The organism is Aureimonas glaciei (assembly GCF_014643375.1).
Taxonomy (GTDB): Bacteria; Pseudomonadota; Alphaproteobacteria; order Rhizobiales; family Rhizobiaceae; genus Plantimonas; species Plantimonas glaciei.
Genome location: NZ_BMJJ01000008.1, coordinates 269,247 through 277,756, shown reverse-complemented (window position 1 = coordinate 277,756; position 8,510 = coordinate 269,247). Strand labels below are relative to the sequence as shown.

The following is an 8,510-nucleotide window of genomic DNA, read 5'->3' as shown; positions in this document are numbered from 1 at the left end:
ACCGACGCAGACCGGGACCCTTCCAAAGCCGAAGAAGTGTAACCCATCCATCCGGGCAGTTCTGTTACTCATCAATCCGCTGGACAGGCAGCGGGATGAGGGGCCAAGCTCTTCAGGAAAGCCGCGCCATGACCGCCCGGCCTCCCCTGCTTCGACCCGGATGGCCAGAAACCGCTACCGGGCCAGCCTGTCGAGCTTCACCAGCGACCGGCCCTCCAAAAACTTAGTCGACGCCCATCGGATTGCTCGTCGCCTCGGCCTTTTCCCGCCAGGTATCGCCCGGCCGGATCGGCTTGTTGATCTCGGACAGGCAGCCGCCGAGGAGAAGGGCGGAGAGGAGGAGGAGCGAGATTTTCATGGCAAGTCCTGTGGTTCGGGTGCTGTCCCGCCGCCATGGACGGGGGGAACGGCGGTAATAAGACGGCCCGGATAGCGGCCTGAGCGCTCGCGCAGTCGGCGGGCACTGCGCACAGACCCAGCCCCTACTCCTCCGCCGCCTCGCCCTTGTTCAGCACCCGCACCAGCGTGTCGATGCGCGCCGCGCCGTCGGCGACGGTGGTGCAGACGACGACGTTCATCGCGCCCTCGTCCATCCACAAGGCGAGCGGCACTTCGCCGGCGCTGCCGGCGTCGTAGCGCTTGTCGACATATTTCCGGTCGGCGGAGAGTTTCGCCTTCTCCCTGACCGTCCAGGTCTTCGGATCGACGGTGCCGGCGAGGTCCGGCTTCAGCATCACCAGCTTCTGAGCGAGCCAGGCCTCGATCTCCTTCCACGGCATGCCCTTGGGCCGCAGGAGGTCTGAGGTCGGCACGACGCGCTGGCCTTTCGTGTGCGGCGCGGCGGCGTGGAGGCAGGAGAGGCCCTGCGGCGGACAGGCGATGCCGGCGCAGTCGAAGCGGCGGCCCTTGTCCATGGTCGCGTCGCCCGGCGGGCCCGAGGTCCAGCCGGGAATGATCTCCTGCGCCGCGGCGGGCAGGACAGGAACGGCGGACAGCATCAGCAGCACGGCCAGGCCGCCCGAAAATTTGCTCGGCATCAGATCCTCCAGAAACTCTTGGCGCTCCCTAACAGGCGGAGCCGGTGCTGGGCTGGACTGAGCAACAACTCTGGCACGCCCGAAGGATCGCGCGCACGAAAAAGGCCTCCCCGCTGGTCGGCGGGGAGGCCCGAATGTCGCGCGCTGGAGGCGGCGACAGAACTGCGCTTGGCTTACTGGGCGGTGCTGGTGCCCGAACCCGTGCCCTGGCCGGTCGTCGTCGCGGAATCGACACCACCTGGGGCCGTACCCGACGAAACGTTTGCACCGGTCAGCGGCGCGTCCTTCTTGTCGGCGGCGCCACCGTCGGTGGTCATGCTGCCGGTGGTCATGTTGTCGTCGGACGCCATGCCGTTCTGCATCGGGATGATGTTGCCGTTGGCGTCGGTGCCGGCGCCGGTGCCCTGGCCGTTGACGGTCGTGGAGTCGACGCCGTTCGGCGAGGTGCCCATCGCTTCATTGGCACCGGTCGTGCCCTGGGTCGTGGTCTGGGCGAAGGCAACGGTGCTCATGAGCGACAGGCCGGCGGCGAGAATGATCTTCTTCATCTTGAATTCCTTGATGGGGGACGCCGGCTGGACCGGCTGGGCTCCGTCTCGCGGAGTATGGAAGCACAACCGCCCGCCTCCTGCATCGTTCCCCGGAAATCCGCTAACCGGCTAAAGGCCCCTGACATCATCGTGATGATATTGTTGAGGAATCAGTTCTTGTCCGCGCGGTGGACCTCTCTACGCGGGCGCCCGCCTATCTTGGAGAGTTGTCGCAGAGACAGAGGGGAGAAGGCGAACGCAGCCGACCGATCGTCGCCTCTCCGAACGGATCCCGGCATTGCCAGTCCGGCCCGCGGTCGCCGGTCATCGCCGCCAGCATACGTTGCACTGCAGCACATGCCGCCGGGCCGGCACTCTTGCGTCCCTGCGCGTTGCCTGCCATATCAAAAGTCGTTCGGGCATTTGCTGACCCGGAGACTGGTTAGACGTTCCCTGCCGTGGGTGTCCCCGCGGACCAGCCGATTTCGGGCTCTCCGCAACCGGCCACTGCACGACTTCGACCCTTTCGCCGATACGACGTGAACTTCCGAAACCGCCGATGTCCTCCTCCGGAGGGCGTCAATTTTGTTCGGAAGCCGCACCGCCAGGGCGTCTTCCGGGCCGATCGGAAGGCCACGGCCGCCACGATCGGACACTGAAAGGGTAATTCCATGAGCCAGACCGGCACCGTCAAGTTCTTCAATGCCTCCAAGGGCTTCGGCTTCGTCACCCCGGACGGCGGCGCGAAGGACGTCTTCCTGCACGTCACCGCGCTCGAGCGCGCCGGCATGTCCTCGATCGAGGACGGCGCGAAGATCACCTTCGACGTCGAGCCCGACACCCGCGGCAAGGGCCCGAAGGCCGTCAACGTCCAGCGCGCCTAAGTTTTCGCGCCGGGCGGCAGTACGCCGCCTTGAGCCCACCGGGCTTGAACAATGCAAAGGGCTTGCCGCGAGGCGAGCCCTTTTTGCGTCGTGTAACGGGATGGCCGCGGCCCATCAACGCCCGAACGCGCCGGGCCAGGAGCTGCGGCTTGGGCGCGACGACCGGCCCAACCTGCAAGGGCAGCCAGCCGGGCCGCCCGGCGCCTCACACGGCAGGTGCAGCGGCGCTCTCCGCGGGCGAGAGCGTTTCGCAGAGCGCCAGGGCGGCGCAGCGCAGGCTCTCGTCCGAAATGGTGTGGCAGAAGATCGGCATGACGTTTGCCGCGAGATAGGCTTCGACGACGCCGTCGGTCAGCGGCGTGTGGATGAAGCCGTAGCGCTCGACGCCGAGCGCCGCGGCGTGGCGGCAGAGACGGTAGAGCGTGTCGTTGCAGAGATAGCGTCCGGCGTCGCGGGAGTACTCGAAGTCGACGCCGGCCTCGCGCAGCGAGGCCGCCATGCGGGTCAGCGGCAGTCGGGCCGCCAGGGTCTCGGGCCCTTCCGTCACCTGGGGGCCTGAGGGGAACCCGCCGACGGCATCGGCCCGGCCGAGCTCGCGCCCATTGTGGCCGGTCAGTTCGAAGCGCAGCCGCCCGGCGCCGGAATGCAACCCGAAGACGAGAACGCTGTGCGGCCGGTGCGCCTCGATCGCCTGGCGCAGCAGAGGCCAGCTCCGCTCCCAGTCGACCGGCAGAAGACAGGACAGAATAGCCTCGCCGCCGGCCGTCGAGGAGCCCTCCAGCGACTGGACGAGCTGTTCCGTCGGATTGACGGGCGCGTCAGGAAAGCTGGAAAAGCCGACAACGAGAATTGTCATGGGGGTCCGTTCATCTTCGCTGGCCGGAACATCAGCAGCCCTTAACAAGGCTTGGCCCTAGGGTTCCGTAACGAAATGTGAAGCCTTCAACGAAACTTTCACTTGCAATCGTCAGCCGGCGATAGCATGGAAAAAATGTTCGGGCAATTTCGTGGACACAATGTGACTGGGCGGATGACGGATCGGGAACGCTTATTACCCGGGCGGCGCGGGGCACTCCAAGCCGTCGATAGTTCCATTCCCTGCAGTTCAATCCTTGCAGTTCGAGAGTTGCCTGCCGCAGACTATCGGCGCACCGAACCGCCAAGGAACAGGGAATAGCAATGGCACAGACTGGCACCGTCAAATTCTTCAACACCGAAAAGGGTTTCGGCTTCATCAAGCCCGACAATGGGGGCGCCGACATCTTCGTCCACATCTCGGCGGTCCAGGCCTCCGGCCTGAACGGGCTGGTCGAAAACCAGAAGGTCTCCTACGAGACCGAGCCGGACAAGCGTGGCAAAGGGCCGAAGGCGGTGAATCTCGAAGCCGCCGACTGATCTTTCGCGAGCGCCCTACGGCCCTTCCGAACGCGCCTTCCGGGCAAGCTTGCGCCTGCCGGTCCTAGGCCGGCGCAGGTCTAACGCCGGCGCAGGTCTAACGCCGGCGCAGGTCCAAGGCTGGCGCAGGTCGTTTGCACCGTGCAGTTGCGGCGGGCCGATGCCGGCGCGGCCGCGTCCCGACCGGACGCGCGGTAACGCTAACGCCAATTTCTGGCGACTGGCGACACAAACCGCTGTTCCCGAATGCCCCACCTCCCCTATCCTGAAGGGAGCGCGCCGGCACGACGTGGCCGCGGCCCAGGCAAGGGCATCAGGGAGATCGACATGCGCCCCCATCGACTTCATCCCATAGCCCTGCTGCTCCTTGCCTGTCTCTTCGGCTTTTTCGGCGGCTACGTGAACGAGGCTTTCGCCCGCGACGGCGGCGCCCGCGCTTCCTCTCACCACCGTGGCGCCGACTATCGTGGCTTGCCCTACCGCGGCCATGCCGCCCGCCATGGCCAGGCGCGGGGCCGGCATCATGCCGACGGACGCCGCGGCGCGTCGGGTTATCGGCGCGACAACGGGTCCCGCGACAGGTCCGGACACCGGCGCGACTGGCACCACCCCTTCGCCTATCAGAACGGCAGCAATGCGTGGCACCACGACCGTTCGTACCGGCGCGACGGCTTTGCGCACCGCGATCGCGGCTGGCGGGATCGCGAGACCCGGTTTCGCGACCATGACCGGCGCAGGGGCCGGCATGATCGCGACGACTATCGGCGCGGCCAGGGTCGCCCCTACACCCCGCTGCCCCGCTACGACCATCAGTACGGCACCGAGATCGCGCCCGTCCACCGCTCGTGGAACTCGTCGTCGCGAACGGTGGACGACGACAGCTTCATCTATCTCGGGGACGGTCCCTTTTCCGAGACGTCCTCCTTTTCGACAGCCGGGATCTACCCCTCCGGACCCAAATGGATCGACGTCTCGACCGACCGCCTGGACAGACGCTCAGCCGGCCGGAACGGGATCGATGTTGCCTATGTCGGCGGCAGCAAGATCATCCGTGTCGGCCCCGGCTATTCCGCGAGCCGCCACCGGCGCCATGATCTGCAGCCCTGGTCGAACGCTTGGCTGCGCCATTGCAGCGCTTCTTACCGCAGCTTCGACCCGGCGCTCGGCACCTATGTCGCCAAGGGCGGCCGCGTCCGGTTCTGCAATCCCTGACACCCGCCGCCGCGATCGGCCTCTCCTGTCGCGGCCGTGAAGGCCCGCGACGGAAAGACGGACACCGCGCCACCGCCTTGAAAGGCCGTGGCGCCGGACCGGTTGGTCAGACGAGATAGGGGTTGTGCAGCCGTTCCTCGCCGAGCGTGCTGCCGGGACCGTGGCCGCAGACGAAGGTGACGTCGTCGCCGAGCGGCAGCAGCTTTTCCTTGATCGACGCGATCAGCGCCGCATGGTCGCCGCCGGGCAGGTCGGTGCGCCCGACCGATCCCTGGAACAAGACGTCGCCGGCATGCAGAAAGCGCGTTGCGCGGTTGTAGAAGACGACATGGCCGGGTGCATGGCCCGGACAGTGCAGGACCTGGAAACGGTGCGAGCCGAAGGAGACGGAGTCGCCGTCGCCGAGCCAGGTGTCGGGATAGGCGTTGCGAAAGCCGCCGCCGACGCCGTACATCGCCGCCTGCCGCTCGATGTTCTCAAGCAGGCCGCGGTCGGCGATGTGCGGCCCCACGATCGGCACGCCGAGCGCCTCCTTCAGTGCCATGGCACCGCCGGCATGGTCGAGATGGCCATGCGTCAGCCAGATCGCCTCGACGCGGATGCCGGCATCCGCGATCGCCGCCAGGATCCGGTCGACATCGCCGCCGGGATCGACGACGACGCCGGCCAGCGTGTCCTCATCGAACAACAGGCAGCAGTTCTGCTGGAAGGGCGTGACCGGCACGATCTGGATCGCCAGCGCGCCCTCCCCGCTTGGCGCACTGCCGCCAGGCGCCGACCCCGATGCGCCGCCGCTCACTCCGCGGCGGCCCGCTTCGGCTGCACCTCGGCCGCATAGTCGGCGACCAGCTGCCGGCTGATATCGCCCGGTGTGAAGCTGTAGGGGCCGATCTCGGCGACCGGCGTGACTTCCGCCGCCGTGCCGCACAGGAAGCACTCCGTGAAGCTCTCCAATTCCTCCGGCAGGATCGTGCGCACCTGCACCTCGTAGCCGCGCCGCTTGGCGAGGTCGATGACGGTGCGGCGGGTGATGCCGTCGAGAAAACAGTCGGGATCGGGCGTGTGGATGACGCCGTCCTTCACGAAGAAGACGTTGGCGCCGGTCGCCTCGGCGACATGGCCGCGCCAGTCCAGCATCAGCGCGTCGGCATAGCCCTTCGCCTCGGCGGCATGCTTGGAAATGGTGCAGATCATGTAGAGACCGCTGGCCTTCGCCTTGGAGGGCGCGGTGCGCGGATCCGGACGCCGGTACTCGGCCATGTCGAGCCGGATGCCCTTCATCCGCTGTTCCGGGTTGAAGTAGCTCGGCCACTGCCAGATCGCGATGGCGACGTTGATGCGGTTGTTCTGCGCCGACACGCCCATCATCTCGCTGCCGCGCCAGGCGATCGGGCGGACATAGGCGTCAGCAAAGCCCTGGCGCCGCAGCAGCTCGTTGCAGGCGGAATCGATTTCGTCGGCGCTGTAGGGGATCTTGAAGCCCAGCAGGCGTCCGGATTCGATCAGCCGATCGGTATGGGCGCGCAGCTTGAAGATCTCGCCGCCATAGGCGCGCTCGCCTTCGAACACCGCGCTCGCATAGTGTAGACCATGCGTCAGCACGTGGACCTTGGCGTCACGCCAGGGCACGAACTCGCCGTTGAACCAGATCTGCCCGTCCATTTGATCGAAGGGAACTGTGCTCATGCTTTCTTGGCGCCGCCGGCGCCCCTCCTCTGAAGTCCAAACCGTCACGCGTCGCGGATTGTCACCGCATCGCGTCAGCCCGTCAAACCCGCCTGCAGCGACAGGCGCCACGCTGTCACCGCCCTCGGCGGAAAAATCCGGCCATCCTCGACGAACGCCGCCCCGTTGCCCCGCGGCCGAAAGACTGTCGTGCTGCGGGGGGACCAAGGGTGGTATCCCGCGTCTTGCAACGGGAGAGGGATCATCCTTGCGGGTGGCCCTGTTCCCTCGGCGCAGGAGAGGTGTAACAATAGAGGGAAATTACGTCAACGGTGCTGACCTATTTTCCCCCAGCCCTTCGAAGACGAGCCGTTCCATGCGTCTGCCATTTTCTGATCTTTCTTCTGCCGGATGGGTCGTCTCTTGACCGAGGGGCCCCTCTTCGACGGATTCCCCTTTTTCGATGGATGTGCCCCTTTCCCATGGATTTGAATGTGCTTGATCGCCACGCATCGCCCGCGCTGCCCGACAGGCCGGCCCCCCAGGAGGTCGTGACGCAGGGGCTGGAGACCAGGGGCGAGCTCGATTTCCGGATCATCGAGCTGTTCTTTTTCGCCTACCGCGAATTTACCGCCGACGCCGATCTGGTGCTGGAGCGATACGGCTTCGGACGGGCCCATCACCGGGTTCTGCACTTCGTCAACCGGGCCCCGGGCATGACGATCGCCGATCTTCTCGACCTCCTGCAGATCACCAAGCAGTCGCTGTCGCGGGTGCTGCGCCAGCTCGTCGAAGGGGACTTCATCCGCCAGATGCCGGGCGAAGAGGACCGCCGCCAACGCCGCCTCTACCCGACCCGTCTCGGCCGCGATCTGACGCTGGAGCTTTCGCGCGCCCAGGCCGCGCGGATCGAGGCGGCCCTGGCGACGGCCGGCAGCATCGATCCGCGGCCCGTCATTTCCTTTTTGAGCGAGATGGCCGGGGACCGCGATACCACCACGGCCTGGTTCCGCAAGCAGGGGATTCTCGGGGGAGCCGGCGATGATTGAAGGTCAAGCGACGACGACTGCCCCCTTCCTCGACGACGACGCTCCGCATCTCCTGATCGTCGATGACGACCGGCGCATCCGCAGCCTGTTGTCGCGCTTCCTGTCCGAGCGCGGCTTTCGCGTCTCCATGGCCGCCGATGCGGCGGAGGCGCGCCGGATCCTGCGGGGGCTCGACTTCGACCTCCTGGTAGTCGACGTGATGATGCCCGGCGAAAGCGGCCTCGATCTCGTGCGCAGCATCTCGCAGCTTCGCGACACGCCGATCCTGATGCTGACCGCGCGCTCCGACACGGAACAGCGGATCGAGGGCCTCGAAGCGGGCGCCGACGACTATCTGTCAAAACCCTTCGACCCGCGCGAACTGCTGCTGCGGATCAACAACATCCTGAAGCGCGGCACGCCGTCGCCGATCCTGAAGGTCGAGAACGTCCGCTTCGGGCCGTTCAGCTTCTCCCTGGCCCGCAAGGAGCTGAAACGCGGCGCCGACATGATCCGGCTGACCGAGCGCGAGCAGGAAATCATGGCGCAGTTCGCCCTGAAGGCCGGCGAGACGATCCAGCGCCAGGAACTTCTCGGCGACGAGGCCGAGGTCGGCGAGCGCACCGTCGACGTGCAGATCAATCGGCTGCGCCGCAAGATCGAGAGCGATCCGGCCAATCCGCTCTGGCTGCAGACAGTACGCGGTGTCGGCTACCGCCTGAACGTCGATTGAGCGCCCGCCTGCCATGACTCTCTTCG

At 66.5% G+C, this 8,510-nt stretch carries 11 protein-coding genes; 5 read left to right on the top strand and 6 right to left on the bottom strand.

The window, feature by feature from the left end:
- Positions 1–223 precede the first annotated feature (223 nt).
- The 3 genes from IEX88_RS27070 to IEX88_RS17255 form a co-directional block, all read right to left on the bottom strand.
- A complete protein-coding gene (locus tag IEX88_RS27070) occupies positions 224–358 on the bottom strand; it encodes a hypothetical protein (RefSeq protein ID WP_274604620.1) in 135 nt (44 codons plus the stop codon).
- Positions 359–482: 124 nt separating this feature from the next.
- Complete coding sequence (locus IEX88_RS17260) at positions 483–1,037, bottom strand: hypothetical protein (RefSeq protein WP_188853011.1); 555 nt, start codon at positions 1,035–1,037, stop codon at positions 483–485.
- Between the two features lie 173 nt (positions 1,038–1,210).
- Positions 1,211–1,585: a hypothetical protein gene (locus IEX88_RS17255; RefSeq protein WP_188853009.1), complete on the bottom strand. Its 375-nt coding sequence runs from the start codon at positions 1,583–1,585 to the stop codon at positions 1,211–1,213.
- A gap of 653 nt (positions 1,586–2,238) precedes the next feature.
- Between IEX88_RS17255 and IEX88_RS17250 the strand changes: the two genes are divergently transcribed.
- Complete coding sequence (locus tag IEX88_RS17250; protein WP_188853007.1) at positions 2,239–2,451, top strand: cold-shock protein; 213 nt, start codon at positions 2,239–2,241, stop codon at positions 2,449–2,451.
- Between the two features lie 205 nt (positions 2,452–2,656).
- Here the strand turns inward: IEX88_RS17250 and IEX88_RS17245 are convergent, their stop codons facing one another.
- Entirely contained in the window at positions 2,657–3,307 is a 651-nt protein-coding gene (locus IEX88_RS17245) for a pyroglutamyl-peptidase I (RefSeq protein WP_188853004.1), read from the bottom strand.
- Between the two features lie 323 nt (positions 3,308–3,630).
- On the opposite strand from IEX88_RS17245, the gene IEX88_RS17240 reads away from it, so the two are divergent.
- Both IEX88_RS17240 and IEX88_RS17235 read left to right on the top strand, forming a co-directional pair.
- Positions 3,631–3,846, top strand: a complete 216-nt coding sequence (locus IEX88_RS17240) for a cold-shock protein (protein WP_188853002.1) — start codon at positions 3,631–3,633, stop codon at positions 3,844–3,846.
- A gap of 327 nt (positions 3,847–4,173) precedes the next feature.
- Positions 4,174–5,058, top strand: coding sequence for a BA14K family protein (locus IEX88_RS17235; protein WP_188853000.1), 885 nt, complete (start codon positions 4,174–4,176; stop codon positions 5,056–5,058).
- Between the two features lie 106 nt (positions 5,059–5,164).
- Here the strand turns inward: IEX88_RS17235 and IEX88_RS17230 are convergent, their stop codons facing one another.
- Positions 5,165–5,782, bottom strand: a complete 618-nt coding sequence (locus IEX88_RS17230) for an MBL fold metallo-hydrolase (protein ID WP_373289609.1) — start codon at positions 5,780–5,782, stop codon at positions 5,165–5,167.
- A gap of 71 nt (positions 5,783–5,853) precedes the next feature.
- Positions 5,854–6,744 (bottom strand): branched-chain amino acid aminotransferase, encoded by an 891-nt coding sequence (locus IEX88_RS17225; protein WP_188852998.1) that lies wholly within the window; start codon positions 6,742–6,744, stop codon positions 5,854–5,856.
- A gap of 461 nt (positions 6,745–7,205) precedes the next feature.
- On the opposite strand from IEX88_RS17225, the gene IEX88_RS17220 reads away from it, so the two are divergent.
- Entirely contained in the window at positions 7,206–7,772 is a 567-nt protein-coding gene (locus IEX88_RS17220) for a MarR family winged helix-turn-helix transcriptional regulator (RefSeq protein ID WP_188853059.1), read from the top strand.
- Entirely contained in the window at positions 7,765–8,484 is a 720-nt protein-coding gene (locus IEX88_RS17215; protein WP_188852996.1) for a response regulator, read from the top strand. Before IEX88_RS17220 ends, IEX88_RS17215 begins: the two co-directional genes overlap by 8 nt.
- Positions 8,485–8,510: the final 26 nt, after the last annotated feature.